Here is a 26,416-nt window from a genome sequence, read left to right on the forward strand (position 1 = left end):
GCGGCGACGGCGTTAGGTCAGTTGGCCAGCGTGATCCCGAACTGCTCCATCAGCGGCTCAAGCGGGGTGGCAGGACCAGCAGCGGTGCGTTCACGCACGAGCTTCGCGATTTCGAGATCCTCAAGGAACGCTTCGAGCCGGTCATCATCCATGTGGTGGTTCTAAGCGCGCCGAGCGCGCGACGATAGGGAGTTCCCGAGAGGCCAAGACGTGGTTACGCGCGATAAGCCGGAATCCATCCTTGAGGCCATCGGCGCGCCTGGGGAGCGCCGATGGCAAGATAGGCCCGCTACAAGCGCGGTGCGGCCGATCCGACGTTATACTTTGCGGGTAGGTCGCTTATACTCGTAAAGTAAGAAGGCCCCGTTCATGGGACGTCAACAGATTCAACTGAGCCGCGCAGCCGCTGATGCCGCAGCGATCCTTGGCCAGCAGGTGCGGCTCGCCCGCCATGAGCGCAAATGGACTGCTGCGGAGTTGGCTGACCGCGCAGGTGTCTCAGCCCGTACTGTCACCGCTATGGAGAAAGGCTCCTCCGCCGTGTCGCTGGGGAACGCTCTGAACCTTGCAGTCACCGTGGGCGTCCCGCTATTTGGAGACCGGTCAGATGTCATTGCTGAGCGCCGCCTCGGTGCCGCGAAGCTCGCACTCATGCCATCCCGCGTCTACCGCCCGCGAAGCGATCCAGCCGTCGACCTCGATTTCTAAGCCGACGCAGGCGGAAGAGGTAATGCTCCCGCCGCTGTCAGCTCGGTGCCAAGGGCTGCTTCTCGTCGCGTCGATCACGGACGGTCGTCTCTGCGAGGGCGAGAACCGCTGGGGCACTCATGCCTAGCGCATGGCAAATGTCGACGAACTGCTCAACGCCCATGCGTCTCTCCGCCGCGAGGAGCCGCGCCAACTGTCGGAGGGAGATGCCCGTCATGTCGGCCAGCGTCACCTTGGCGATTCGTTGCCGAGCCATTCGTTCGCGAATGCTGGCCGCGATCTCAATTGAGAGAGCGGCTGGCTCTGATCTCGGCTCCCCTGACATGCTCACATACTGGCAGACCATAGCGGCTCTTCGGGATGCCGGCGCCAGCACGAACCACGGAAGAGGAACGGTCGGCCGCATTTTAGGCACACCACCCGACGCACAGTCAGGCTCCGTACCTCACTAGTGACCCACCTTGAGCCTTGACCGAAGGACCCATCAGCGCCCTCCAGCCAACCTGACTCTCCCAAAGTAAAGGTGAACCCTCTCTGCATCTCTGCTCGTCCTGGCCAATCAAACGACGACTCGGCAGAGCCGGCTCCTCGCCATCGACGAGCCATCGGCCTTCGCCACCGGTTGCTGTCATCGGTGATTCGGATGACGGTCTCCCCCGCGGTTCGGATCGTGATGACACCCTGCACGCCCATTCCGGCCATAATCTCGACCACAGGCTCCGCAGGACCGAGACGGACGTGAAAGAGCACCCCGGCCAAAGCGCAACGCACACCGTCAAGGACTTCACGGCCGAGTTCCATCAGGTCCTGTCGATGCATGCTTGATCTTTGCACCGACCGCCGACAGGGCAGAACTTGGCTCCTTTATTTGGAGGCCATCACCGGTTGCCGGCTGAGGGCGTGCGTGATTTAGAAAGGCAGCCGGATCTGGACCCGGAGTTGCCCGGCCAGTGTGATCAGCTTGGCGATGCCGTCGACGTCATCGAAGGACCACCAGTACGACGTGTCGACGCTGAGATCAGAACGGTCGACCCGGTCACCGAATAGTACGTGCGCTTCGCGGGCGCTAGCTTTAGTCGATGGGTAGACGAGTCCGTCAAATCCTGCGGTGTGTGCTGCTTCAGCCCAACGGACTGTTTCCGGGTAGGCGTCGGCTCCGGTGGAGCAGGCGTCGGCGGCGGCGACCCCGAGTGCCCGGTCGTCGACGCTTACCAGGGATGCCAGGGACAACTCCCGGCCGACCACGAGCCGGGAGCAAGATCTGTTTCTGTAAGTTTTCGATTCGAGCGCACCTCCAGCCTTCGGCAGGTCATGGAGGATGCTTTCGGCGAGGGCGGCTTCCTCGTCGCCTGCCGTGTAGAAGACAGGAACGGGCGGGGCGCCGATGAACGCGAACCTGGTGGGGGCGCTCGGCCCCGGGTTGTCCTCGTTCGGCTCGAACCGGTTCGAGTGAACCCGGTAGATCGTCGTCCCGATAGAGAGGACCCTTGTCCGTGCCGTGAAAGGCGACGGCGAGGTCGGAACTGTCACCAGTCTGCTCCCCAAGTTCTCACTGCTGCGTCAGCCACAGCTTCTGGATCATTTAGGTGATCCACCGGCCGGCCCTGGTCAGCGAAGTGCGTCCGCGAGGAGCACAGCCAGTAGATGAGGTCTTTCTCGGAGACTTCGTGGTTCGCGGCGATCTGGGTCAGCTGCTTGACGACAGGACGAACCGCACCCCCGTCGAACTGAAACCCTGGGTAGAGAAACTTGTTCAGGCGCTCTACCGCGATGAGCCTGCCTGCTTTCCGCGCGTCGGAGGCGTAGGATCGACCGGCCTTGGAACCCACCATCTCAGCGACTTGAGTACTGGTAAGCAGTCCGAACTCCGCCTCAATATCGCGCCAGAACTGCTCAGTCTGTGCCAGAGCCAAAGCGATCTCCGGCCTCACTGGAACCGCTGAGCGCTCCAGTACTCGCCTGAAGTTGTCCGCGCTGGCAATGCTGCGCACTTGTTTGGCGATGTACATCTGGAACTCGGCTAGTTGACCGGGCTCAGATTTCGTCATCTCGCGAAGGGCTTTGGCGAGGTCTGGGTGCAACTGGTCCTCTAGCTGCTTTGTCGCTTTATTTTTCACAGTCATCTACGGGCCTCGTTTCCTACAACCCGAGCATACTGTGGGGTTCGTGGGATAGGGGCCGGCACCCGATGCCGAAAAGGGCTCACGCTGACCGAGGCGATCGCCTGGGCGACAAAGCAGTCCAGGTTCGGTGGACGGGTTACGAAACGAGGTATTCACCGCTTGGGTGTAGGCCAGTGCGGTTGAGCGAAGAGAGCCGCGAACGAGGTAGCCGATGGGCCTCCAGCGCATCCTGCCGAGCTTTTCGAAGCGGTCGACAGACGCGTCACTCCAGTTGCCAGCGTCACTCGTCCCAGCCAGCTAGTACGAGCAGCATGCCGTGTCGCACCCGTCGGAGTGCGCATGTGGCCAACCGGGGTGATGGTAGCCATGTGGGCAGGTCGGGTGCTGTCCGTCGAGTATGTCCGAGTCGGCGTCGTGGCGGGCCCCGACGACCTCACGAATTTCGGTCTGCTGGTTGTTGACAGTGTGGCGGGCCCGCTGCAGCTCGGGGAATGAATCCTCCCAATGTGAAATACAGCGTGCGGGGAGGACCAGGTCTGGCCACGCCTCGATGAGGCTGTCTCGGTTCAGCCACTCCACTTGCTGGGCCACAGTCCCCATCCGTACGAGTGCCTGATACATCCGCCGGATATCCACCGGGTCGGCTAGGTCGACGGTCTCTTCTGGTCCCCAGTAGATGATTCTGGGCAAGTTGATCACACCGGTGGATGGACCTGTGAGATCTGCCAGTGAGCCTGGCACTTCGTAGGTCACCGCATTCCGGTACACAAACTTCTTCGGGTCCACCTATGACTCTCCTCCATCGTCCAGCCATTCGATCGGCTGCCCCACGAGGCCCTCGGCGTAGGCCTGAGCGGTAGCCCGCCAACCTCGCATCAGGCCAAGGATCTCTGTCGCGAACGCGTTGAGATCAGACTGGCTCAGTGCTGCAGCCCATGGGAACTCCTCGATGATTTGGGCGGATGAGATCGCAGTGCCATCAGCGGCAGCTTCGAGCAGTGTCGGGGTGTGGCTCATTGGATCAAAGTACACCTGACCACCTCGCGGGACACCTTGCATAGGTCCCGGGCATGAGTATCCTCACCCCCGCCGTCCTCGCCCATATCGAGCGTGAAGTCGACAAAGCGCCACCCGCGACGGCCGACCAGCTGGCCGCGATCCGCACGGTGTTCGCCGGCGCTTACGCCTGACGCTTCTTCGGAACGTGCGCCTTGTACGGCGACACCGAATGCTCTCCGGGCACCCAGAACCGCCACGGGTAGTCTGACCCACCCCCGGCACCGGATACCCCCGTGCGGGGTCCTGTCTCGAACGGCTCCGATGACGCTGGCAACTCCAGCCGCACGCGCCCTGACTCGAGATCCTGCCCGAGATCATCCAGTTGGATTCCAAGCGCCACGGTTAACCGCGCCGGTCCGCGCGCCAGGTCGTGATCACTCCGACTGGTGACCCGCCGCGCCCGCGCGATCTCCACCCCTTCGACAACCTCACCAGCACGCATGAGCACGCCCTGGGCGGTTCCCTCTGGCCCTGTCACCACGTTCGAGCAAGTGTGCATTCCGTACGTGAAATAGCAGTAGAGGTGCCCAGCCTCGCCGAACATGACGCTGTTTCGCGTGGTCCGTCCACGGTACGCGTGCGATCCGGGATCATCCGCGCCCAGATACGCTTCGACCTCTGTGAGCCGTACCGACACGCCCTCACAGGATAGGACCGCACCAAGAAGAAGCGGTGCCACCTCCAGGGCGGATTGACCCAGCAGACCCCTGTCAAACAAAGGGATGCGCCTTCGGATCCAACGTTGGCATTTGACGCATCTCCTTGCCGTAGGTGAAATACGTGTACAGGTGCCCGGGCTCGCCGAACATCACCGCGTTCCGGTTCGTCTTGCCGCGGAAGGCGTGCGAGCCCGGATCCTGCGCCCCGAGATACGCCTCGACCTCGGTGATTCGAATGGCCACCCGGCCCTCCGGCGAGTCAGCGGTGAGAGTTGAACCAAGGATGCGCGGGGCCACCTCCAGGGGAGAACGCGCCAGGAAGTCACGATCGAACGACATGCCGGCCCTACTGCCCCTGGACCAGGACGCGAACCCGTTCGGTGAGCGCAGCGAGCTGCTCACTCACGCGCTCCGGGGCGGTACCGCCTGCCCCGGTTCGGGACGCAATGGACCCGGCCACCGTCAGCACCGAACGCACGTCAGGCGTGAGTAGCGGTGAGACCTGGGCGAGTTGTTCGTCACTCGGCTCGTGCAGTTCCAGCCCGTTGGCCTCACAGAACGAGACCAGCGCACCGCTGATCTCGTGCGCCTGGCGGAACGGGACCCGCTGGGTGACGAGCCATTCCGCCACGTCAGTGGCCAGCGAAAAGCCCTGCGGCGCCAATTCGGCCATCCGTTCGACATTGAACCTGAGCGTTGCCACCATGCCGGTGAAGGCGGGAAGGAGCACTTCCAGGGTCTCCACCGAGTCGAAGACCGGCTCCTTGTCCTCCTGGAGGTCGCGGTTGTAAGCCAGCGGGAGGCCCTTCAGCGTGGTCAGGAGGCCGGTCAGGTTACCGACGAGCCGACCGGACTTCCCGCGAGCGAGCTCAGCGATGTCGGGATTCTTCTTCTGCGGCATGATCGATGATCCGGTCGAGTAGCCGTCATCCAGGGTCACGTAGCCGAACTCGCGGGTGTTCCAGATGATGAGCTCTTCGGCCAGGCGAGAAAGATTGATGCCGATCATCGAGGCGATGAAGGCGAACTCAGCGACCACGTCGCGGCTGGCCGTCGCGTCGATCGAGTTCTCGGTGACACCGCTGAGGCCCAGGTCGGCTGCCACCAGTTCCGGGTCGAGGCCGAGCGAGCTGCCGGCCAGCGCACCAGCGCCGTACGGCGACAGCGAGGCCCGACCACGCCAATCACGCAGCCGTTCGAGATCCCGCACCAGCGGCCAGGCGTGGGCGAGAAGATGATGGGACAACAGCACCGGTTGGGCGTGCTGAAGGTGCGTGCGGCCCGGCATTGCAGCGTTCGGATGCGCATCAGCCTGGGCGGCGATCGCGTCGATCAGGTCAACCACCAGGTGACCGATCGTCGACGCATGGTCGAGCAGGTAGAGGCGGATGAGCGTGGCAATCTGGTCGTTGCGGCTGCGGCCGGCCCGCAGCTTTCCACCCAGTTCCGCGCCGGCGATGGCGATCAGGTGCCGCTCCAGCGCCCCGTGGACATCCTCGTCGGACTCCTCGGCCGTGATACTGCCATCGTCGATAGCCGCGGCGAGGGTGTTCAGCGCTGCGAGCATCCGCTCCTGTTCCTCGCCGGTCAGGTAGCCGGCGGCCGCCAGCGCTGTCGCGTGGGCGCGGGAGCCGGCGATGTCGTACGGCGCCAGTTGCCAGTCGAAGTGCGTCGACTTGCTGAGCCTGGCGAGCTCGGGAGACGGACCGCCGGAGAAACGTGCGCCCCAAAGGGAGCCGGCGTTGGTGGTGTGGTTGGAGTCACTCATGTGTTGATTCTTGTCCTGTCTCGGCAAGCTCGACTGGTCTCGATACTTCGACAAGCTCAGCACAGGCCTCGCTCCGCTCGCTCGACCCGCTCTTCTCCAGGAGCCAGAGCAGGAGGGCCTTCTGGGCGTGAAGGCGGTTCTCCGCCTCATCCCAGATAACACTCTGCGGCCCGTCGATGACGTCTGCCGTGACCTCGAACCCGCGGTCGGCGGGCAGGCAATGCAGGAACAGCGCGCCGGGGTTGGCCAGCGACATCAATTGCTGGTTGACCTGGTACTCGCCGAGCAGGGCGACGCGTTCGGCCTTCTCCGACTCCTTGCCCATCGACACCCAGGTGTCGGTGACGACGACATCCGCCCCGGAAACCGCCTTCACCGGGTCTGTGTAGAGCGTGACGGATGCGCCGGTCTTCTCGGCGGCCTTCCTTGCCGAGGCGATGACGGCCTCCGTCGGTGCGTAGCCTTCCGGCGACGCGACCCGCACGTGCATCCCCGCGGTCGCACCGGCGAGCAGGTAGGACTGCGCCATGTTGCAGGCGCCATCCCCGAGGAATGCGACGGTGAGCCCGGCGAGCGTTCCACGGTGCTCCCGGATGGTGAGCAGGTCGGCGAGCAGCTGGCACGGGTGGAAGTCGTCGGACAACGCGTTGATGACGGGCACCGTGGTGCCTGCCGCCATCTCCTCGAGCCCGCTCTGTGCGAAGGTACGCCAGACGATGGCCGCGACCTGGCGCTCGAGCACCCGCGCCGTGTCCGACGGGGTCTCCTTGCCGCCGAGCTGACTGCTCTCGATGCCGAAGATCAGTGGAACCCCGCCGAGGTCGGCAATCCCGGTGGCGAAGGACACCCGGGTGCGCGTGGACGACTTGTCGAAGATGACGGCAACCGTCTGTGGCCCGGCGAGTGGCTTCTGTGAGAAGCGGTCGGCCTTCAGCTCCGTAGCCAACTCGAGGATCTCGGTCTGCTCTGCCTGGGTGAGGTCGTCGTCCCGAAGGAAGTGCCGGGTCACGGTGTTTGTTTTCACTGTGTTCGTTTTCCCTGTGTTTGTCTTCATTGGGCCGCCTCCAGGGTCGCGGCGAACAGTTCCAGGAACTCCGCCACTTCGTCGTCACCGACGATGAGGGGCGGCGCCAGGCGGATGCTCGACTCGTTGGCCGCGTTGATGATCAGCCCTCGCTCCAGGGCCGCCGCCGACAGCTGCTTCGCGATCGGGTCGACCAGGCCGATGCCGATGAGGAGTCCTTGACCGCGCACCTCGGTGACCAGAGGCGAGCCGAGAGCCCGGATACCGTCGCTCAACTGCTTGCCGCGACGCTCAGAGTTGCCGATCAGGTCAGCACGTTCGATCTCGTCGAGTACGGCGAGCGCGGCGGCGGTGACCAGCGGGTTCCCCCCGAAAGTGCTGCCGTGGTGGCCTGCCTGGTACAACCCGGATGCACGGCCGAAGGTGACCAGCGCACCGATCGGAACACCGCCACCCAGCCCCTTGGCCATGGCAACCGCATCCGGAACAATGCCGTGCTTCTGGTAGGCGAACCAGGCGCCGGTGCGCGCGATTCCGGTCTGGATCTCGTCGATGATAAGCAGGGCACCATGCTGACTGGTCAGTTCGCGCGCCCGGGTGATGAAGCCCTCCGGCAGGTCGACCACCCCTGCTTCGCCCTTGATCGGCTCGAAGATGAGGGCGGCGACGGTGTCGTCGATCGTGGCCTCGAGAGCCTCGAGGGTGCTGTCGATGTGCTCAACACCGCCGGGCATCGGACCGAATGGGTCCTGCAGCGCCGGCTTTCCGGTCAACGCGAGGGAACCCATGGTGCGGCCGTGGAACGAGTTGGTCAACGAGATGATCCTGGTGCGCTTGCCGCTGCTGTTGAGCCTGGCGAGCTTGAAGGCGGCTTCCATCGCCTCAGCCCCGGAGTTGCCGAAGTAGGCCCGCCCTTCCACTCCGGCCCCGGTGATCTGCTGAAGCCTGGCGGCCAGGCCGATCTGCGGCGGGGTCGCGAAGTAGTTGGAAACGTGCGAGAGCGTCGCGATCTGGTGGGACACGGCCGCCACCAGCACCGGATGCGCGTACCCGAGTGAGTTCACTGCGATCCCACCCAGGAAATCGAGGTACCGCTTGCCGTCAACATCCCAGACGTGGCAGCCCTCACCACGCTCCAGCACCGCGAGCGGGCGCGAGTATGAGCCCATCATGACGTCGGCATAGCTATCCCGGTAGGCGTCGCTGGTGACGGGCAGGCTCATGAATTGCTCTCTTCTGCTGATGGGGACTGTGCTGGTCTACTGAACTGGTCTGTACCTGCCTGGTCGGGCACGACTTCGGTGCCGACGCCTCGGTCGCTGAAAATCTCCACCAGGGTGGAATGGGGAACGCGGCCGTCGATTATGGCGGCCTTCGCCACTCCCCCGACGACAGCATCCAGGCAGGCGGTCATCTTCGGGATCATCCCCGCTTCCAGACTCGGAAGCAGCTCGGTGAGTTCTGAGACAGTGATCTGGGAGACCAGGGAGTCGCGGTCGGGCCAGTCACGATACAAGCCGGCGACATCCGTCAGCATGATGAGCTTCTGAGCGCCCAGGGCGACGGCGAGCGATGCGGCCGCTGAATCCGCGTTGACGTTGAGCGCCTGGCCGGGCTGGTCGGCGTCCGGAGCGATGGACGACACAACGGGAATCTTGCCCGCCGCGATCAACTCGCGCACAACATCGGGGTCGACAGCGTCGACATCGCCGACGAGTCCGAGGTCGACCGGCTTGCCATCGACCACCGTTCCCCTCCTCCGCCCGGAGAACAACCCGGAAGTCTCTCCGGACACTGGCACAGCGAAGTCCCCGTGCTGGTTGATCGCCTCAGCGAGCTGGTGGCTGACCTGGCCGGCAAGGACGTCCCGGACTACGTCGATCGCCTCCGGGCTGGTCACCCGCAGGCCGCCGCGGAACTCACTGGCGATGCCGCGACGATCCAACTCGGCCGAGATCTGCGGGCCACCACCATGGATGACGACAGGGTGGATGCCGACGTGGTGCAGGTACACCATGTCCTCAGCGAACGCCCGCTCCAGCTCGCGGTCGACCATCGCGTTTCCGCCGAACTTGATGACGATGACCTGGCCGTGGAAGTGCTTCAGCCAGGGAAGTGACTCCACGAGGGTTTGCGCCCTCGCGGTGATCTCCTGGCTGTTCGGTGAGCCGGCCATCAGCTGGAGTACGCGCTGTTCTCATGCACGTAATCGTGCGTGAGGTCGTTGGTCAGGATGGTGGCCGTCTCATTGCCGGCGTTCAAAGCGATCTCGAGATGAACCGCTCGGGGGGTGAGGTCGACGAGTTCGCGGGGCTGGTCCGGTTCCCCGGCGTGGCACACCCGGACCCCGTTCATCGTCACATCGACGGTGTACGGGTCGAACTCTGCCGACGTGGTGCCGATGGCGGCGAGCACCCGTCCCCAGTTCGCGTCGTTACCGAACATGGCCGCCTTGAACAGGTTGTTCCTGGCCACCGACCGGCCGACCTCGATGGCGTCGTTCTCGGTGACCGCCCCGGTCACCTCGATGGTGATCTCGTGGCTGGCCCCCTCGGCATCCGCCATTAACTGCTGTGCGAGGTCGGTGCACACCTGGTCCAGCGCGCTCTGGAACTCGTCGAGGGGTGGGCGGATGCCCGAAGCGCCGGATGCCATCAGGGTCACCTGGTCGTTGGTGGACATGCAGCCGTCTGAATCAAGCCGGTCGAAGCTGAGCCGGGTGGCCGCCCGCAGTGCCGTGTCGAGGTCGTTCGCCTCGAGCACGGCGTCGGTGGTGATGACGACCAGCATGGTTGCCAGTCCGGGGGCGAGCATGCCTGCACCCTTGGCCATGCCGCCGATCGACCAGCCGCTGCCCGACGAGACGGACATCTTGGGGTGGGTGTCGGTCGTCATGATGGCCGTGGCGGCATCCGTTCCGCCGTCAGCGCTGGCGGCGGCCGCTGCAGCGCGCACGCCGCCCAGGATCTTCTCGCGGTCCAGTTGCAGTCCGATGAGCCCGGTCGAGCACACCAGCACGTCGCCGGCCGACACGCCCAAGGCTGTCGCAGTCTCCTCGGCGGTGGCGTGCGTCACCTGGAAGCCTGCGGTTCCGGTGAAGCAGTTGGCCCCGCCGGAGTTGAGCACGATGGCCGAGGCGACGCCGTCACCGATCACCTGCTGCGACCACAGGATCGGGTTCGCCTTGGCCCGGTTCAGCGTGAACACGGCGGCGGCGGCGTTCAGCGGACCCTGGTTGACGACGAGGGCGACATCGAGCCCACCGGAGGATTTCAGTCCGGCGGCAACTCCGGCGGCGGTGAAACCCCGGGCTGCGGTGACGCTCACGGTGCGACCCCGTTCGTGGAAAGCCCTGCCGTCTCGACCAGCCCGAGCGCCACGTTCATCGACTGGACCGCAGCACCGGCTGTGCCCTTGACCAGGTTGTCGATGGCCGAGACCACGATCACCCGGCCGACCGCTTCGTCGACCGCCAGGCCGATGATGGCGGTGTTGGCGCCGAGCACGTCAGCGGTCTTGGGAAACTGGCCCTCTGGGAGCACGTGCACGAACGGTTCATCGGCGTAGGCAGACTCCCAGGCCTCGCGTACCGCCGCGGCGCTGACGCCTGGGGCGAGCTTCGCGGTGGAGGTGGCGAGAATGCCGCGGGACATGGGCACCAGCACCGGGGTGAAGGAAACCGTGACATCAGAGCCGCCGGCCGCGACCAGGTTCTGGATGATCTCCGGAGTGTGCCGATGCGTGCCGCCGACGGCATAGGGCGCTGCTGAACCGTGGATCTCACTGGCCAGCAGGTGCGGCTTCAGGGCCTTCCCTGCACCGGAGGTGCCGACTGCGAGAACCGAGACCAGGTCATCCGCCTGGATCACACCCGAGCGGATGCCCGGGGCGAGCGCCAGCGTGATGGCTGTGACGTTGCAGCCGGGGACCGCGATCTGGCCGGCCCCCACCAGCTTGCCGCGCTGGGTGCCGCCATCCGCCAGCAACAATTCGGGAAGGCCATAAGCCCAGGCGCCGTAGTAGTCGCCGCCGTAGAACGCCGCCCAATCATGCTCGCTGGTCAGCCGGTGATCGGCGCCGCAGTCGATGACCAGGGTGTTCTCGCCGAGCTCGGCGGTCAGCTCCCCGGACAATCCGTGCGGCAGCGCCACGAAGACCACGTCGTGGCCGGCAAGGTTCTCCGGCGTGGTATCGACGAGGTTCAGGTGGCTCAGCGACCGCAGGTGCGGCTGCACCTGGATGAGCGGCTGGCCGGCGTTCGAGTGCGCGGTGACAGTGGTGACGGTGACGTCGGGGTGGCCTGCAAGAAGTCTCAGGACCTCCCCGCCCGCGTAGCCGCTAGCGCCGGCGACGGCGACGGAAAGAGACATTTCTCAACCTTAATGCGAGTGAATGGACAGTCGGCCGGAGGCGGCGACGCTGCGTGACCTGCTGACGGGAATAGTCAGCGGCGCGGCGTCGCCGAAAGTCGGCGCGCACGCAGAACAGCTGGGCGACGGTTGCCCATAATCGTTCCGCGAAGGTTGTCCACGGGTTCAGATTAGCGGCAGCCGTACGCAATTACGAAATCCGCGTGTGGATCAGCACGCATGGATCAGCACGCGTGAATGAGCACAGTGAGATCACTCTCGCAGAGTCGCCCCGAAGCGTTCGGTCGCCAGGGCAACACCGGCCAACTTGGCTTCGGTTGCCTCGGCGGCTGTCAGCGTGCGATCCCCGGCTCGGAATCGCAGGGCGAAGGTGAGCGACTTGTGGTCGCCATCGACGCCGGACCCGCGGTAGTCGTCGACCAGCCTTACCTCTTCCAGCAGGTCGCCCGCTCCCTCCGCGACGGCCGCTTGCACGGTGCTGGCGGGGATGTCGCGTGACACCACGAGGGAGAGGTCCTGGGTGGCCGCCGGGTACGACGAGATCGGCTTCGTCGCCACCTCGCGCATCCCGCTGTCGATCAGCACGTCAAGGTCGAGCTCGAGAACAGCGACCACGCGCGGGAGGTCGAGCTCGTCGGCGATGGACGGCAGCAGTTCCCCGGCGATTCCCACCACGGTGTCACCGGCATACAGTTCGGCGGTGCGGCCGGGGTGCATTGCCGGGTGATTCCCTTGCTCGACCCGCAGGCTGGCGCCCACAGCGGCAGCGAGTTGGTGTGCCGCCGCAACAGCATCCGCGACGGATGACGGGACCGGGCTGAGCGCCGGCTGCTTGGATACCCGGTCGCCGAGGAACAGCGCGCCGGCGTGCCACGGCTGGGGTGGAATTCCATCGTTCAACTCGGACAGGCGTTCGTCACCCGGATGCTGGTTGCCCACCGGCAACCGACCGCTGCCGTAACGACGATCGGCCTCTGGGAGGAACACCATCCCGACCTCGAACAGCGCCAGGTCGGTGAGGCCCCTGGACAGGTTGCGGCGGGCGGCGTCGAGCAGGCCGGGAAGAACGGTCCGGCGAAGCAGCGCCACCTCGGCGTCGAGCGGGTTGGCCAGCTTCATCGCCGGGGCGTCGCCACTGAACATCCGGTGCGTGGATTCGGACAGGAACGGGTACGGCTGCACCTCGGTCAGTCCGTTCGCCGCCAGCATGTTCGCCACCGACCGGCGCAATCGCTGCGACCGGGTCAAACCGCGCCCGGGAGGGGCGACCGGGAGTACGGAGGGGATGCGGTCGTAGCCGACGATCCGGGCGACCTCTTCGGCAAGGGTGGGCTCATCGGTGAGGTCCGGGCGCCAGCTCGGCGGTGTCGCCTGCAGCCCGCCGTCCACGTCTTCCAGCTGGGCGCCGATCGCCTCGAGCGCCGAGCCGATCTCCTGGTCTGTGTAGTCGACCCCGACGAGGGCTGAAACGAAGCCGTCGCGGAGCACGATCGGCGTGGGCGCCGACGCCTCGAACAACGATGACCCGACAGCGTCGATGGTTCCGCCTGCCAGTTCGACCAGCAGCTCGGCGACGCGGGCGGCTGCGACGGCAGCGACCTTCGGGTCGACGCCGCGCTCGAAGCGCTTGGAGGCCTCACTCGGAAGCTTGTGGCGCCGCGCGGAGCGGGCGATCGAGATCGGGTCGAAGTTCGCGGCTTCGATGAGCACCGACGTCGTCGTGTCGGAGATCTCCGTGTCGGCACCGCCCATGACTCCGGCCAGGCCGATCGGGCCGGACCCGTCGGTGATCAGCAGGTCTTCTTCGTGCAGCTTTCGGGTCTGGTCGTCGAGGGTGACCAGTGTCTCCCCGGCGTTCGCCCGGCGCACGGTGATGCCGCCGGTGAGCTTGTCCAGGTCGTAGGCGTGCGTCGGCTGGCCCAGTTCGAACATCACGTAGTTGGTCACGTCGACCGGCAGGGAGATGGACCGGATGCCGGCCAGGCGCAGCCTGGACGCCATCCACGACGGCGTCGGCCTGGTCGGGTCGATGCCGCGCACGACGCGGGTCATGAACACCGAGCAGCCAACCTGGCCGCGCATCGGGGCGTTGTCTTCCACGGTGACGGTGAATCCGGTTGCTGGGGTTCCGGCAAGCTCTACAAGCGAAGTCCGCAGGGCGGGGTCGTGGAACGCTGCTCCGGTCGAGTTGGAGTATTCACGCGCAACGCCTCGCATCGACAGGGCGTAGCCGCGGTCCGGGGTGACGTTGATCTCGACCGAGTAATCGTCCAGTCCCAGGAGGCTGATGGCGTCTAAGCCGACCTGAGGATCAAGTCCGAGCTCGGTCAGGCGCAGGATGCCATCGTGCTCATCGCCGATGCCGAGCTCCTTGACGGAGGCGATCATCCCGTCGCTCACGTGACCGTACGTCTTGCGGGGGAGAATCGGGAACGGTCCGGGCAGCACAGAGCCCGGAAGCGTCACCACGACCTTGTCGCCGGCGAAGAAGTTGTGGGCGCCGCAGACGATTCCCCTGATGTCGCCCTGGCCCACGTCAACCTGGCACCAGCGAATGGTCTTGCCGTTGGCCTGCGGCTCGTCGACGAACTCGACGACCTGCCCGACCACGATCGGACCGACCAGTTCACTGCGGTGGATCGCTTCTTCTTCCAGGCCGACGCGAACGAGCGCCGCCTGGATGTCTTCGGCCGTGGCATCCGCCGGAATCTCGACGAATTCACGCAGCCAGGAGATCGGGACGCGCATCAGACCACCATTCCGAACTGCTGGGAGAAGCGGATATCGCCCTCGACCATGTCGCGCATGTCATTCATGTCGTTGCGGAACTGCAGGGTGCGCTCGATGCCCATTCCGAAGGCGAAGCCCTGGTAGACCTCGGGGTCGATGCCGGCCGCTCGAAGCACGTTCCGGTTGACCATGCCGCACCCGCCCCACTCCACCCAGCGGGCGCCGCCCTTGGCGTTCGGCTGCCAGACGTCCATCTCGGCGCTCGGCTCGGTGAACGGGAAGTAGTTGGGGCGCAGACGGATCATCGCCTCGTCACCGAACATGGCGCGGGCCAGGTGTTCGAGGGTGCCGCGCAGGTGGGCCATGGTGAGGCCCTTGTCGATGGCGAGGCCCTCGATCTGGCGGAAGACCGGGGTGTGCGTGGCGTCGAGCTCGTCGGTGCGGTAAGTGCGTCCGGGCGCAACGACGTAGACCGGCAGCGGGCGCTCCAGCAACGAGCGGATCTGCACCGGTGATGTGTGCGTGCGCAGCACCAGGTGCGCGTCGACCGGCTCGACGAAGAAGGTGTCCTGCATGGCGCGGGCCGGGTGGTCCTCGTCGAAGTTCATGGCATCGAAGTTGAACCACTCGTTCTCGAGCTCCGGCCCTTCCGCGATCTCCCAGCCCATGCCGATGAACACGTCGCTCATCTGCTCCTGCAGCAGGGTGAGCGGATGGCGGGCTCCCGGCGTCCAGCGGCTGGCCAGCGCCGTCACGTCCACGGCCTCGGCGGCGAGCTTCTCGGTCTCCTCCGCGGCCAGGATCGCGGCTTCCCGCTCGGAGAACGCCTGATTCACCCGCCCGCGGGCCGTGCCGATCAGCTGGCCTGTGGCCGCCTTCTCGTCCTTCGGCACCTCGCGCATCAGCGCGTTCAGGCGCGACAGCTCGGATGCCTCGCCGAGGTGAGCGGAACGCACCGCCTTCAATGCGGCGGAGTCGGTCGCCGTATCGATGGCCTCGAGGGCTGCGGCAACCGCGGCGCCGACGTTCTCTTCAGTAATAAGTGGGGATGCAGACACGAGGCCCAAGTTTAGCTGGGACTAGACGCCCGCTCCGCCGCCCGCATATCCGCTTCCCGGCCCGTCCCCCCGCAGCGGGAGGATGAGCGCCTGAGTGCCATCCGCTCCGGGAACCTTTGGTCCGACGGTCGTGCTGCCGAGCTTGGGCCCGCTGCGACGTGCAACGAACCGTGCGATCCACGACACCGTGAGGTTGATCGCCAGGTACATGGCCAGGCCGATGATGAACAGGGTGAACAGGTAATTGTTGCCCAGGAAGTTCTGCAGGTTCTTGATGGTGCGCGACAGTTCGCTGTAGGCGACGACGTAGGCCAGGGAGGTGTCCTTCAGCAGCACAACCATTTGAGCGATGATGATCGGAAGCATCTGGCGGAACGCCTGCGGGAACTCGATGAACACGCGAGTCTGCACCGGGGTCAGTCCGACCGCCAGGCCGGACTCCCGCTGCCCGCGCGGCAGGGACGCGATTCCGGCACGCAGCGCCTCACCGATGAGGGCTCCGTTGTAGATCGCCAACGCGGTGACGCCGGCCCAGTACGCCCCGGTCGAGAAGACCAGGAAGATGAACAGGATCATCAACAGCAGGGGCATGCCGCGGAAGAATTCGAGCAGGATCGCAGTGGGAACTCGGACCCACCGGGACCGGGCGGTGCGTGCGAACGAGAAGGCGATGCCAACGACCATGGCGAAGAATGCCGCCACAGCAGCCATCCGCAGGGTGTTCACCACTCCCTCGAGGAATTGCTGCCAGAGGAGCGGCTCTGAAACGATGTCCCAGCGCGACGGGGCGAACATGCCCGGCGTCTCGTTGCCGTTCGCCGAAATCCGCGGTGCGGCCAGCGTCAGGATGATCCAGGCGAGCAGGGCGACGATGAGAACGGCCCCGACAATGGAGAAGATCCGGTTGCGGCGACGAGCCTTGGGCCCCGGCGCGTCGTAGAGAACACTGGCACTCATCGCAGCACCGCAACTTTCTTCTCGATGCGTCCTGCTATCTGTCCGAGCGGGATCGTAATGAGGAGGTAGAGGGCTGCGGCGTACAGAAGAACCGGAATGACAGCGTCACTCTGGTCCCGTGCCGCACGGTTTGCTGCCCCGAACAGCTCCACGACGAAGAAGATCCCCGCCACCGAAGTGTTCTTGGTGAGCGCAATGAAGACGTTGATGAGGGGTGGCACGACCATCCGCACGGCCTGCGGAAGCACCACCAGGGAGACTGTTTGGCCGAAGTTCAGCCCGATGCTGCGCGCGGCCTCAGCCTGTCCGATAGGCACGCCGTTCACTCCCGAACGGACCGCTTCGGCGACGAATGGCGAGGTGTATGCCGTCAGCCCGATGCAGGCGAGGACGAAGAAGTCGAGGTCGACCCCCAGGATCGGGAGGACGAACGCACAGAAGAATAGAACCAGCAGGAGCGGGATATTGCGCAGGATCTCCGTGTACACGGTGGCGAAGGTCCGCAGTGTCGGAATTGGCGAAATCCGCATCGCCGCGATGAGTACCCCGACGACGAAGGCCCCGATGCCGGAGATGATGAGCAACTGGAGCGTCGCGAGAAGTCCCTCAAGGTAGAGCGGCGTGCTCTCGATAATGGCGTCCATCAATCACTTCCTGGTGGGCAATACGGTGGTGCGGTATGCCGACCCACACGGGTTTCCCCGGTGGGTCGGCATCCCGACAACTAACTAGTAGCGGTTGACAGCCGGCGGCTCAGGGGTCTTCAGGACCGTGCCAGCGGTCTTCTCCCAAGCCTCAGCCCAACGGCCGTCCTCGTAGATCTCCTCGAGGACATCGTTGATCCAGTTGCGGAACTCGGTGTCATCGTGAGCGAGGCCGATACCGTACGGCTCCTCGGTGAACGGGTTGCTCAGAACCTCGAACTCGCCGGGGTTCTGGTCAGCCAGTCCGGCCAGGATGACGTTGTCGGTCGTCACGGCCACCACCTGGCCCGAGCGCAGCGGCTCGAGGCAGTTGGAGTAGGTGTCGGTCGTGATCAGTTCGACGCCGTACTCGAGGATGTTCTTCTCGGAGGTGGAACCGGCGACGGAGCAGACCGGCTGGCCTTCGAGGTCCTCAGGACCCTTGATGCCCTCGGGGTTGCCCTCGAGAACCAGGATGTCCTGGCCTGCGTTGTAGTACGGTCCGGCGAAGGAAACGACTTCCTTGCGCTTGTCGTTGATCGTGTAGGTCGCGATGACGATGTCAACCTCGCCGTTCTCGATGAACGGCTCGCGGTTGGCCGAAACGGTCTCAACCCACTCGATGTTGCCTTCATCGATCCCCAGCTCTGAGGCGATGATCTTGCCGATCTCGACGTCGAACCCGACCGGGTTGCCATCGAGGCCCTTGAGACCGAACAGCGGCTGGTCGAACTTGGTGCCGATGGTGATGCTTCCGGCTTCGTTCAGATCGGCCATCGTCGTGCCGGCCTCGAACTCGATCGTCTCTTCCGGCGCCGCGGGAGTTTCCTCCGCTCCGCCGCCCGCACACGCGCCGAGAGCGAGGATGCTCGCGGTGGCGATGGCGGAAATCATTAGACCCTTTTTCAGTCTCATGGTTATCTCCTAGATTGCTGGTGCTCTTGCTGTGGCAGTCCTTACCCGCTGGGTTAGTGGGTAAGTATTTTCGAGAGGAAGTCTTTTGCTCTCGGCGTTTGGGGGTTGGTGAAGAACTGTTCCGGTGTCGCCTCTTCGACGATCTCACCGTCGGCCATGAACAGCACGCGATTGGCGGCCTTGCGCGCGAAGCCCATCTCATGGGTGACGACGACCATGGTCATGCCGTCATGTGCCAGCTGCACCATGACATCCAGCACCTCACTGATCATCTCCGGGTCGAGGGCGGAGGTCGGCTCGTCGAGCAGGATCAGCTTCGGCTCCATGGCGAGAGCACGGGCGATCGCCACGCGCTGCTGCTGGCCGCCGGACAGCTGGGACGGCATCTTCGATGCCTGGTTGGCCACGCCGACTCGGTCCAGCAGCTCCATGGCCCGTTTGTCGGCGGCTGCCTTGGATGTCCCGCGAACCTTGCGCGGGCCGAGAGTGACGTTCTCGAGAACGGTCTTGTGTGCGAAGAGGTTGAACGACTGGAAGACCATGCCGACGTCGGCGCGCAGCCTGGCAAGGCCCTTGCCCTCCTCCGGCAGCACGTTGCCGTCGATGGTGATGCTGCCGCTGTCGATGGTCTCGAGCCGGTTGATCGCCCGGCAAAGGGTCGACTTGCCGGATCCGCTCGGCCCGATAACCACGACAACCTCGCCCTTGGCGACGGTTGTGGAGATTTCTTTCAGCACATGCAGGTCGCCGTAGTGCTTGTTGATGCGGTCAATGACCACCAGGGCGTCACCGCTGTGTGAGGGCTGCATTCCGCAAGCATAACCACAATGCGAACACCGCAGCCAACCGACCCGGACGCCGTAATCGACCTGTGATGAGGCCTGGTGTTAAGAACGCTGGGCGAACGCCGATTCGTAGAGGCAGACGGATGCTGCGGTCGCCAGGTTCATCGATTCCGCCTTGCCGTAGATGGGCACCGTGATGGCCAGGTCGGCGGCGGCAAAGTGTTCGTCACTGAGCCCGCGGGCCTCGTTTCCGAACACCCAGGCGGTCGGCCGTGAAAGCACTCCATCGTGGCGGGCCTGCAGCAGGTCGGAGCCCTTGATGTCGGCGGCCAGCACCTGCAGGCCGGCGCCCCGGGCACGCTCCAGCACCGTTTCGAGTTCCACCCCGGTGGCGACCGGCAGGTGGAAGATCGACCCGGTCGTGGCACGCACCACCTTCGGGTTGTAAAGGTCGACGCTGCGACCGGTGAGGATCACCCCATCGGCCCCGGCAGCATCCGCGGCCCGGATGATCGTGCCGGCGTTCCCGGGGTCCCGGACCTCCTCGAGAATGACCACCAGCTTCGGGCCCTCGCCGTCGGCATCCGCCCGCAGGATGTCCTTCACGGAGACCGGGAACTGTCGGCACACCGCGATCACCCCCTGCGGCGTCACCGTGTTCGCCATCGAGTCGATGACCTGCTCGGTGCAGAACTCCACCTCGAGCCCGGCGGCAACCGCGGCGTCGGACAGCTCCGAGTAACGCTCCAGCGCGGTCGGGGTCGCGAAAAGCTCGACCAGCAACTCCGGGCGGAACGCGAGCGCTTCGGCGACAGCCTGGGGGCCCTCCAAAAGAAAGTGCCCGGTCTCAGACCGGGCATCTCTCTTGGCGAGCTTGGCCACGCCGCGGACACGAGGTGAACGCGGGTTGTCAAGCAATATCGTGCTCCAAACTCAGGCGGAAACCCTCGGTGCTGAGGTGTCAGCGGGAAGGGCGGCCTTGGCCGTGGCAACCAATGCCGCAAACGTCTTCGGCTCGGTGATGGCCAGGTCGGCAAGGATGCGACGGTCAACCTCGACGCCGGCCAGGTTCAAGCCCTGGATGAAGCGGTTGTAGGTGAGGCCGTTCGCGCGGGATGCGGCGTTGATGCGCTGGATCCACAGGCGACGGAAGTCGCCCTTGCGGCTGCGGCGGTCGCGGTAGGCGTAGACGAGCGAGTGGATGACCTGCTCTTTGGCCTTGCGGTACAGGCGCGAACGCTGGCCGCGGTAACCCTTGGCGCGCTCGAGGATGACCCTGCGCTTCTTGTGGGCGTTGACAGCCCTCTTGACTCTTGCCATGTTCGTATTCCTCTTAGTTCCGGTCGGCTTACTTGCCGAGAAGCTTCTTGATGACCTTGGCGTCGGCCTTGGCCAGCACCTGGTCGGTGTTCAGGCGACGCTTGCGCTGCCCGGACTTGACCTCCAGGTTGTGGCGCATACCGGCCTGCTGCTTCATGATCTTGCCGCTACCGGTGACCTTGAAACGCTTCTTGGACCCGGAGTGGGTCTTCTGCTTGGGCATTTCTCTCCTTGTTTACTGTCGTACTGGTCATCGTCATGGCACCGAGAGGGCCGACGAAATTCGTGGGTCAGCTTGCCGCTGTGGCCTGGTCTGCCGACTCTTCGCCGGCATCCGTCGCAGGCTTGGCGGCCTTGGCGGGCTTGTCGGCCTTCTCGGGCTTGTCCGTCTTCTCGGCTGGCGCATTCGGCTTCTCGGCTGGCGCATCCGGTTCGCCGGAGGAGTTCCTGGACTTGCTCGGCGCCTTCTTGGCATCCGTCTCAGCCTTGACGTCGGCCTTGGTCTTGAGCGGGCCGATCACCATGACCATGTTTCGGCCATCGATCATCGGAGTGGACTCGACCGAGCCGAACTCGGCGACGTCCTCTGCGAACTTCTGCAGCAGGCGCACGCCCTGCTCGGGGCGGGACTGCTCGCGGCCACGGAACAGGATCATCGCCTTGACCTTGTCACCGCCCTTGAGGAAACCCTCGGCACGCTTGCGCTTGGTCTCGTAGTCGTGCTTGTCGATCTTGAGACGGAACCGCACCTCTTTGAGGATGGTGTTGGTCTGGTTGCGCTTGGCCTCTTTCGCCTTCTGCGCGGTTTCGTACTTGAACTTGCCGAAGTCCATGATCTTCGCGACGGGCGGCTTGGAGTTGGGAGCAACCTCAACCAAATCCAGGTCGGCCGCTTGGGCAAGGCGAAGGGCCTCCTCGATGCGGACGACGCCAACCTGCTCGCCCTGTGGGCCAACGAGACGAACCTCCGGGACGCGGATTCGGTCATTCGTTCTGGGATCGCTGATGCGTTTCTCCTCGTACTGTGGCTTCACTGTGGCCGAACTGCCGACGGATGCCGACAGGCGACGAGAGGAGAGAATTTGTGCGGGCAATCACTGCCGGCACAGCACCCTGGTCTACCTCAGCGCACTTGCGTGCACGTCGGCGGGGTGCCAACTACCCGGTAACCTTGAGGTGTTGATCAACACGTGTTGGTGAACGTGTGTTGATGAACAACGCAGGCGGTCAAGCGCGGGTGGGAGAATCTCCACTTGTCGTTCCGAAACCTTTGACGGCCTCGGAGCCCGCACGAGTCTAACAGAGGAAGCTCCATGAGTGATACCGGGTACGCACACGCACATTCGGACGATGAGTCTCGCGAGAACGAGGCCGCCCGCGACATTGCGGACGTGCCGGCGATCGAAATCATCAACACCGCGGCGGTGCACCTGCTCAGTGCCGCAGCCATCAAGTGCGGCCTCGCCGACGACCCGGAGAACCAGCTCGACCTCGACGAGGCGCGCAAGCTGATCAATGCGCTGGCCGGCCTGATCACGGCGGCCTCCCCAGACCTCTCCGACTCGCACGCGCGGCCGCTGCGTGATGGGTTGCGCTCGGTGCAGCTGGCGTTCCGCGAGGCGTCGTCTATTCCGGATGCGCCTGGCAAGGGTCCCGGGGAGAAGTTCACCGGCCCGGTCAGCTAGCCGCAACCAGCTTTACGGCCAAGGAGTCAACGCGGGCGGCGATCAGGTCGCTGGCAGCCCAGCGCGACTGCAGGCGTTCCAGCAGACCGGTGAGCGCCGACTGGTCCAGGCCCGGCTGAAGCGCCAACTGGACGATCAATTCAGGACCCCGCAGTGTCGCATCCGGATCCCCCGCCGCCAGCCTGATGGCGACGACGGCGGGCTCGCTGCTCACACTGCGCTCGAACTCGGCAGCGACCTCGGCATCACCGTGGCTCGGAGCCCACGGCACTGATTGCGCGATCGCCCAGAGTGCCGGCCGGCGGATGACGAACTCGGTCTCCGAGGTGGGGTCGAGCACGACCAGGTCGGTCCCCTCATCCGCTGCCGCGAGCGCGACCCGGATTCCGTCGGCCGGGACGGGTCGCGCAGCCGGATTCCAGTGCTGCATGGCCGCGACAGAGCTGAACACCGGCAGGACATTCCGGCCGTCGGGGCCGGAAACCGTCACGATCGACAATTCGGCACTCTTATCGACAGTGACACCGTGGTCGTTGACGCCGGACTCCCCCAGCGTTGCCATCAGGGGAATGAGGAGCCTGACGGTCCGCACGGCATCCACGACGACCGACTCATCGTCGTCGCGCCCACGAAACCGCTGCAGCGCCTCAACCAGCGTGGGCGGAGCCGAGCCGTCATCGTCCGCGAAGGCGGTCTCCCCGAACGAGCGGCCCTCCCAGGGCTGGCCCGCAGAGTCGGTGGCCCTGCCGTGCCGGTCGTGCATCAATCGCCGGCGACGTCGAGCGCCTCAGCCAGCGTGAACGCCTTGTTGTAGAGCGCCTTGCCGACGATGGCACCTTCCAGGCCGAGGGGAACGAGCTCACGCAGCGCAGCGATGTCATCGAGATTCGAGATGCCGCCGGAGGCGATCACCGGCTTGTGCGTGTGGTCCATCACCTGGCGGAGCAGGTCGACGTTCGGGCCCTGCATGGTGCCGTCCTTGGTGACATCCGTCACGACGTAGCGGGCGCATCCGGCCTCTTCCAGACGGTCCATCACCGTCCACAGGTCGCCGCCGTCTTTCGTCCAGCCGCGCGCGGCCAGGGCGGTGCCCCTGACGTCGAGGCCGACGGCGATCGCCTCGCCGTATTCGGCGATGACGTGCGCGGACCACTCCGGATTCTCCAGCGCGGCGGTGCCCAGGTTGATCCGCTTGGCCCCGGTCGCCAGGGCCGCTTCCAGGGACTCGTCGTCGCGGATGCCACCGGAGAGTTCGATGTTGACGTTGTTGCCGACCTGGCGAATCACCTTCCTCACCAGGCCGTGGTTGTTCCCGCGGCCGAAGGCGGCATCGAGGTCGACCAGGTGGATCCACTCGGCACCCTGGTTCGCCCAATCGGATGCCGCAGCAACCGGATCGCCGTAGCTGGTCTCGGTGCCGGCCGCCCCCTGGGTGAGACGTACCGCCTTGCCGTCGGAGATGTCGACCGCCGGGAGCAGGGTCAAACGCGGGGTTGTGCTGAACTCAGACATGAGTCGCCTTCTGAAACCGATGGGTCATGCGCGATGTGCGGGCAGCATATGCTCCGCGCGCTGGACAAGCTATAGATACTACTCATAGTTGTGGGCGTCGGGAACTCACAGGTTGTCGATCCAGTTCTTCAGCAGGCGGATGCCCGGCTCCCCCGACTTCTCCGGGTGGAACTGCGTGGCGGCCAGCGGTCCGTTCTCGACCGCGGCGAGGAAGCGTGTTCCATGCTCCGCCCACGCCAGCTTGGGCTGGGGGAACGGTGCGGAGACCTCCAACCGCCAATCGTGAGCGGCGTAGGAATGCACGAAGTAGAAGCGCTCACGCTCCAACCCGGAGAACAGTACCGAGCCCTCATCCGGGTGTACGAGGTTCCATCCCATGTGGGGCACCACCGGTGCCTCCAATGGCGCGACCGTGCCCGGCCACTCGCCGAGGCCTTCGGTCGTGACCCCCCGCTCGACCCCCTGCTCGAACATGACCTGCATGCCGACACAGATGCCCAGCACAGGACGACCGCCGGCAATCCGGCGCTCGATCAGCTCGGGCCCGCCAACGGACTGGAGCGCCGCCATGACGGCGGAGAATGCGCCGACCCCCGGGACGAACAGGCCATCGGCCTCCGCGACCTTCCGGCGGTCAGCCGTGAGTTCGACGCTGGCACCGGCCAGCTCCAGGGCCTTGATGGCGGAGTGGATGTTGCCACTGCCGTAGTCCAGGACCACAACGGAAGGAGTAGACAATCGAATCCGATCAGCTGGTGAAGCGGACGCCGGTCAGAGGGCGCCCTTGGTGGATGGCACGCCGGAAACTCGCGCATCCGGCGTGATCGCCTGACGGAACGCGCGGGCGAAGGCCTTGAACTCCGCTTCGGCGATGTGGTGCGGGTCGCGGCCGGCCAGCACCGTCAGGTGCACGGTGATGCCGGCGTGGAAAGTGATCGCCTCGAAGACGTGACGAACCATGGACCCGGTGAAGTGCCCGCCGATGAGGTGGAATTCGAACCCGGCAGGCTCACCGGAGTGCACCAGGTAGGGACGCCCGGATACATCGACGACCGCCTGCACCAACGCTTCGTCCAGCGGCACCAGGGCGTCCCCATAGCGGGAGATCCCTGCCTTGTCGCCGAGTGCAGAGCTGATCGCCTTGCCGAGGACGATTCCCACGTCTTCCACGGTGTGATGGACGTCGATTTCGACGTCACCACTGGCGCGGACGGTGAGGTCGACCAGCGAATGCTTGGCGAACGCCGTGAGCATGTGGTCGAAAAACGGCACTGAGGTGGAGATGCTGGAGGCGCCGGTGCCGTCGAGGTTGAGCGAGAGGTCGATGCTCGACTCGCTCGTCTCCCGCGAAAGCTGGGCGGTTCTGGTCGGTTCACCCATTCGGCTGTCCTCTTTTCACTATGCAAGTCTAACCAGCGTGCGCGTGTGTTACTCCCTGCCGACAGCGGCGCCGAGTCCTTCGATGGCGTTCAGGAAGGCGCTGGTCTCCGCCTCGGTCCCCGCCGTCACCCTGAGGTGGTGCGGGATGCCGAGGTCACGGATGAGGATGTCCTGCTCGAGCAGGGCGGTGAACACCGCGTGCGGGTTGGCGACGCCACCGAAGAGCACGAAGTTCGCGTCGCTCGGCCACACCGTGAACCCCAGCTTCGGAAGCTCTTCGAGGAGGCGATCGCGTTGGCGCTTGATGTCGTCGACCATCGCGAGCATCTCGCCGGTGTGCGCCAGGGCGGCGACCGCGGCCGCCTGCGTGAGGGCAGAGAGGTGATAGGGAAGGCGAACCAGGCGGATGGCATCCGTCACCGCCGGGTCGGCGGCCAGGTATCCGACGCGGGCCCCTGCGAAGGCGAACGCCTTGCTCATGGTGCGCGACACGATCAGCCGCTCACGGCCGGGAAGGAGGCTGAGTGCCGTTGGGCGCTCGGCCGGGGCGAACTCGACGTACGCCTCGTCCACGACGACCACGCCCTCGGTCGCCTCATAGGCCGCCTCGATCGTCTCCAGGGACAACGGCGTTCCGGTCGGGTTGTTGGGGGCGCAGAAGAAGACAACGTCGGGCCGGTGCTCCTCGATGGAAGCGACGGCGAGGGCCGGTGAGATCTCGAAGTCGGCTGCACGCTCGACGGAGATCCACCTGGTGTCGGTTCCGGCGGCAATGATCGAGTGCATCGAATAGGTGGGCGGGAAACCCAGGACACTGCGACCCGGCCCGCCGAACGCCTGGAGGAGCTGCTGGAGAACCTCGTTCGACCCGTTCGCCGCCCAGATGTTGTCGCGGGTCAGGCCGTGGCCGAGGTATCCGGCAAGGCTGTCCCGCAGGGCAGTGAACTCGCGATCGGGATAGCGGTTGATGCCGAGCACTGCGCCGGCCAGGGCCGTGACGATGTCGTGAGCAACCGCCTCAGGAATCGCGTGGGTGTTCTCGTTGACGTTGAGAGCCGTACGAACCGCCTTCTGCGGTGCACCGTACGGCCTCAGGCCGCGGAGGTTGTCGCGGATGGGGAGATCATCAAGGGAAGCCACCCTGCCATGTTAACTGTGACCGGGAGCGCCTTTCGTCGTGCCGGGTCGGGCGGCTCGCCAGTGGTACGTACTCAGCAGTACGTCCTCAGCGGTACATGCTCAGCAGTACGTAGCTCAGCGGTACTGGTTCGGCAGCGCCAATTGCTGTCCGGGGAAGATTTCCGCACTCTCCAGCGCGTTCACTCGCAGCAGCTGGGCAACCACTTCGCGAACATCCTCGCCCGGCGCCACCTCTTCCGCGAGTTGCCAGAGCGACTGGCCTGCCTCCACAGTGACGTAGGTCGTCGACCCCTCTTCCATGGTCGCGGTCGCAATCCCACCGTTCAGCGCGAAGACGAGAGCGGCGAGGACGAGAGGCGTCGCCGCAAGCGTGGTGAGCACGGTGCGCCCCCTGCGGGTCAACCGAAGCCGGGAAACCGGAGTGGCGCGGGTCGTGCCGGCGTGGAGGGTATCGCTCATCATCGTGGCCTTCCTGTTACGCATTCGGGTAGTTGTTACGCGTTCGGGTGCTGTTACACATTCGGTGGAGCGGGGCTGAAC

The 26,416-nt window shown here is 65.2% G+C and carries 31 protein-coding genes and 1 pseudogene; 2 read left to right on the top strand and 30 right to left on the bottom strand.

Going from position 1 to position 26,416, the window contains the following annotated elements:
- Positions 1-17: 17 nt before the first annotated feature.
- Positions 18-152 carry a hypothetical protein gene (locus ACX3O0_RS07045; RefSeq protein ID WP_459107256.1) on the bottom strand — a complete coding sequence of 45 codons (135 nt, stop codon included), beginning with the start codon at positions 150-152 and terminating at the stop codon, positions 18-20.
- 217 nt (positions 153-369) lie between these two features.
- On the opposite strand from ACX3O0_RS07045, the gene ACX3O0_RS07050 reads away from it, so the two are divergent.
- Complete coding sequence (locus ACX3O0_RS07050) at positions 370-708, top strand: helix-turn-helix transcriptional regulator (protein ID WP_459107257.1); 339 nt, start codon at positions 370-372, stop codon at positions 706-708.
- A gap of 37 nt (positions 709-745) precedes the next feature.
- Here ACX3O0_RS07050 and ACX3O0_RS07055 read toward each other — a convergent pair whose 3' ends face one another.
- The 23 genes and pseudogenes from ACX3O0_RS07055 to infC all read right to left on the bottom strand — a co-directional run bounded on the left by ACX3O0_RS07055 (position 746) and on the right by infC (position 21,193).
- A complete protein-coding gene (locus ACX3O0_RS07055) occupies positions 746-964 on the bottom strand; it encodes a hypothetical protein (protein ID WP_459107258.1) in 219 nt (72 codons plus the stop codon).
- A 653-nt stretch (positions 965-1,617) separates the two neighbouring features.
- Positions 1,618-2,238 (bottom strand): RES family NAD+ phosphorylase, encoded by a 621-nt coding sequence (locus tag ACX3O0_RS07060; protein ID WP_459107259.1) that lies wholly within the window; start codon positions 2,236-2,238, stop codon positions 1,618-1,620.
- The gene (locus tag ACX3O0_RS07065) at positions 2,235-2,831 is read right to left on the bottom strand and encodes a hypothetical protein (protein ID WP_459107260.1); all 597 of its coding nucleotides are present in this window, start codon (positions 2,829-2,831) and stop codon (positions 2,235-2,237) included. Before ACX3O0_RS07065 ends, ACX3O0_RS07060 begins: the two co-directional genes overlap by 4 nt.
- A 297-nt stretch (positions 2,832-3,128) precedes the next feature.
- Positions 3,129-3,617 (bottom strand): hypothetical protein, encoded by a 489-nt coding sequence (locus ACX3O0_RS07070; RefSeq protein WP_459107261.1) that lies wholly within the window; start codon positions 3,615-3,617, stop codon positions 3,129-3,131.
- Positions 3,618-3,848 carry a hypothetical protein gene (locus ACX3O0_RS07075; RefSeq protein WP_459107262.1) on the bottom strand — a complete coding sequence of 77 codons (231 nt, stop codon included), beginning with the start codon at positions 3,846-3,848 and terminating at the stop codon, positions 3,618-3,620.
- Positions 3,849-4,011: 163 nt separating this feature from the next.
- Positions 4,012-4,608, bottom strand: coding sequence for a DNA-3-methyladenine glycosylase (locus tag ACX3O0_RS07080; protein WP_459107263.1), 597 nt, complete (start codon positions 4,606-4,608; stop codon positions 4,012-4,014).
- Between the two features lie 46 nt (positions 4,609-4,654).
- Positions 4,655-4,888: pseudogene (locus ACX3O0_RS07085) on the bottom strand (DNA-3-methyladenine glycosylase); the annotation flags it as partial.
- Positions 4,889-4,895: 7 nt separating this feature from the next.
- On the bottom strand, positions 4,896-6,317 hold the full coding sequence (argH, locus tag ACX3O0_RS07090; protein ID WP_459107264.1) for an argininosuccinate lyase: 1,422 nt from the start codon (positions 6,315-6,317) through the stop codon (positions 4,896-4,898).
- Positions 6,310-7,326: an ornithine carbamoyltransferase gene (gene argF / locus ACX3O0_RS07095; protein WP_459108459.1), complete on the bottom strand. Its 1,017-nt coding sequence runs from the start codon at positions 7,324-7,326 to the stop codon at positions 6,310-6,312. The genes argH and argF overlap by 8 nt, the downstream gene beginning before the upstream one ends.
- A gap of 41 nt (positions 7,327-7,367) precedes the next feature.
- Positions 7,368-8,564 carry an acetylornithine transaminase gene (locus ACX3O0_RS07100; protein WP_459107265.1) on the bottom strand — a complete coding sequence of 399 codons (1,197 nt, stop codon included), beginning with the start codon at positions 8,562-8,564 and terminating at the stop codon, positions 7,368-7,370.
- Positions 8,561-9,517 carry an acetylglutamate kinase gene (gene argB / locus ACX3O0_RS07105; protein WP_459107266.1) on the bottom strand — a complete coding sequence of 319 codons (957 nt, stop codon included), beginning with the start codon at positions 9,515-9,517 and terminating at the stop codon, positions 8,561-8,563. Before argB ends, ACX3O0_RS07100 begins: the two co-directional genes overlap by 4 nt.
- The gene (gene argJ, locus ACX3O0_RS07110; RefSeq protein WP_459107267.1) at positions 9,517-10,668 is read right to left on the bottom strand and encodes a bifunctional glutamate N-acetyltransferase/amino-acid acetyltransferase ArgJ; all 1,152 of its coding nucleotides are present in this window, start codon (positions 10,666-10,668) and stop codon (positions 9,517-9,519) included. The genes argB and argJ overlap by 1 nt, the downstream gene beginning before the upstream one ends.
- Positions 10,665-11,711, bottom strand: coding sequence for an N-acetyl-gamma-glutamyl-phosphate reductase (gene argC / locus ACX3O0_RS07115; protein ID WP_459107268.1), 1,047 nt, complete (start codon positions 11,709-11,711; stop codon positions 10,665-10,667). Before argC ends, argJ begins: the two co-directional genes overlap by 4 nt.
- A 252-nt stretch (positions 11,712-11,963) precedes the next feature.
- Entirely contained in the window at positions 11,964-14,459 is a 2,496-nt protein-coding gene (pheT, locus tag ACX3O0_RS07120) for a phenylalanine--tRNA ligase subunit beta (protein ID WP_459107269.1), read from the bottom strand.
- Positions 14,459-15,499, bottom strand: a complete 1,041-nt coding sequence (gene pheS, locus ACX3O0_RS07125; protein ID WP_459091643.1) for a phenylalanine--tRNA ligase subunit alpha — start codon at positions 15,497-15,499, stop codon at positions 14,459-14,461. The genes pheT and pheS overlap by 1 nt, the downstream gene beginning before the upstream one ends.
- Before the next feature lie 21 nt (positions 15,500-15,520).
- Entirely contained in the window at positions 15,521-16,456 is a 936-nt protein-coding gene (locus ACX3O0_RS07130; protein WP_459091641.1) for an amino acid ABC transporter permease, read from the bottom strand.
- Positions 16,453-17,100, bottom strand: a complete 648-nt coding sequence (locus tag ACX3O0_RS07135) for an amino acid ABC transporter permease (protein ID WP_459091639.1) — start codon at positions 17,098-17,100, stop codon at positions 16,453-16,455. Before ACX3O0_RS07135 ends, ACX3O0_RS07130 begins: the two co-directional genes overlap by 4 nt.
- An 84-nt stretch (positions 17,101-17,184) precedes the next feature.
- On the bottom strand, positions 17,185-18,054 hold the full coding sequence (locus ACX3O0_RS07140) for a glutamate ABC transporter substrate-binding protein (protein ID WP_459091637.1): 870 nt from the start codon (positions 18,052-18,054) through the stop codon (positions 17,185-17,187).
- Positions 18,055-18,107: 53 nt separating this feature from the next.
- A complete protein-coding gene (locus ACX3O0_RS07145) occupies positions 18,108-18,863 on the bottom strand; it encodes an amino acid ABC transporter ATP-binding protein (RefSeq protein ID WP_459091635.1) in 756 nt (251 codons plus the stop codon).
- A gap of 78 nt (positions 18,864-18,941) precedes the next feature.
- Entirely contained in the window at positions 18,942-19,757 is an 816-nt protein-coding gene (locus ACX3O0_RS07150) for a TrmH family RNA methyltransferase (RefSeq protein ID WP_459107270.1), read from the bottom strand.
- A 15-nt stretch (positions 19,758-19,772) separates the two neighbouring features.
- Positions 19,773-20,159: a 50S ribosomal protein L20 gene (rplT, locus tag ACX3O0_RS07155; protein ID WP_459091631.1), complete on the bottom strand. Its 387-nt coding sequence runs from the start codon at positions 20,157-20,159 to the stop codon at positions 19,773-19,775.
- A 28-nt stretch (positions 20,160-20,187) separates the two neighbouring features.
- Positions 20,188-20,382, bottom strand: coding sequence for a 50S ribosomal protein L35 (rpmI, locus tag ACX3O0_RS07160; protein ID WP_459091629.1), 195 nt, complete (start codon positions 20,380-20,382; stop codon positions 20,188-20,190).
- Positions 20,383-20,449: 67 nt separating this feature from the next.
- Positions 20,450-21,193 carry a translation initiation factor IF-3 gene (infC, locus tag ACX3O0_RS07165; protein WP_459092388.1) on the bottom strand — a complete coding sequence of 248 codons (744 nt, stop codon included), beginning with the start codon at positions 21,191-21,193 and terminating at the stop codon, positions 20,450-20,452.
- A gap of 279 nt (positions 21,194-21,472) precedes the next feature.
- Between infC and ACX3O0_RS07170 the strand changes: the two genes are divergently transcribed.
- Positions 21,473-21,844 carry a DUF1844 domain-containing protein gene (locus ACX3O0_RS07170; RefSeq protein WP_459091627.1) on the top strand — a complete coding sequence of 124 codons (372 nt, stop codon included), beginning with the start codon at positions 21,473-21,475 and terminating at the stop codon, positions 21,842-21,844.
- Here ACX3O0_RS07170 and ACX3O0_RS07175 read toward each other — a convergent pair.
- The 6 genes from ACX3O0_RS07175 to ACX3O0_RS07200 all read right to left on the bottom strand — a co-directional run bounded on the left by ACX3O0_RS07175 (position 21,837) and on the right by ACX3O0_RS07200 (position 26,335).
- Positions 21,837-22,607: an SseB family protein gene (locus tag ACX3O0_RS07175; protein ID WP_459107271.1), complete on the bottom strand. Its 771-nt coding sequence runs from the start codon at positions 22,605-22,607 to the stop codon at positions 21,837-21,839. The two genes, ACX3O0_RS07170 and ACX3O0_RS07175, sit on opposite strands and share 8 nt — an antisense overlap.
- Positions 22,607-23,356 carry a bifunctional 1-(5-phosphoribosyl)-5-((5-phosphoribosylamino)methylideneamino)imidazole-4-carboxamide isomerase/phosphoribosylanthranilate isomerase PriA gene (priA, locus tag ACX3O0_RS07180; RefSeq protein ID WP_459107272.1) on the bottom strand — a complete coding sequence of 250 codons (750 nt, stop codon included), beginning with the start codon at positions 23,354-23,356 and terminating at the stop codon, positions 22,607-22,609. Before priA ends, ACX3O0_RS07175 begins: the two co-directional genes overlap by 1 nt.
- Positions 23,357-23,461: 105 nt before the next feature.
- A complete protein-coding gene (hisH, locus tag ACX3O0_RS07185) occupies positions 23,462-24,094 on the bottom strand; it encodes an imidazole glycerol phosphate synthase subunit HisH (protein ID WP_459107273.1) in 633 nt (210 codons plus the stop codon).
- A gap of 33 nt (positions 24,095-24,127) precedes the next feature.
- Entirely contained in the window at positions 24,128-24,736 is a 609-nt protein-coding gene (gene hisB / locus ACX3O0_RS07190; protein ID WP_459107274.1) for an imidazoleglycerol-phosphate dehydratase HisB, read from the bottom strand.
- A 48-nt stretch (positions 24,737-24,784) separates the two neighbouring features.
- The gene (locus ACX3O0_RS07195) at positions 24,785-25,876 is read right to left on the bottom strand and encodes a histidinol-phosphate transaminase (RefSeq protein WP_459107275.1); all 1,092 of its coding nucleotides are present in this window, start codon (positions 25,874-25,876) and stop codon (positions 24,785-24,787) included.
- Positions 25,877-25,990: 114 nt separating this feature from the next.
- Positions 25,991-26,335, bottom strand: a complete 345-nt coding sequence (locus tag ACX3O0_RS07200; RefSeq protein ID WP_459107276.1) for a LysM peptidoglycan-binding domain-containing protein — start codon at positions 26,333-26,335, stop codon at positions 25,991-25,993.
- Between the last annotated feature and the right edge of the window lie 81 nt (positions 26,336-26,416).

The sequence above is a fragment of the Homoserinimonas sp. A447 genome, from assembly GCF_054489325.1.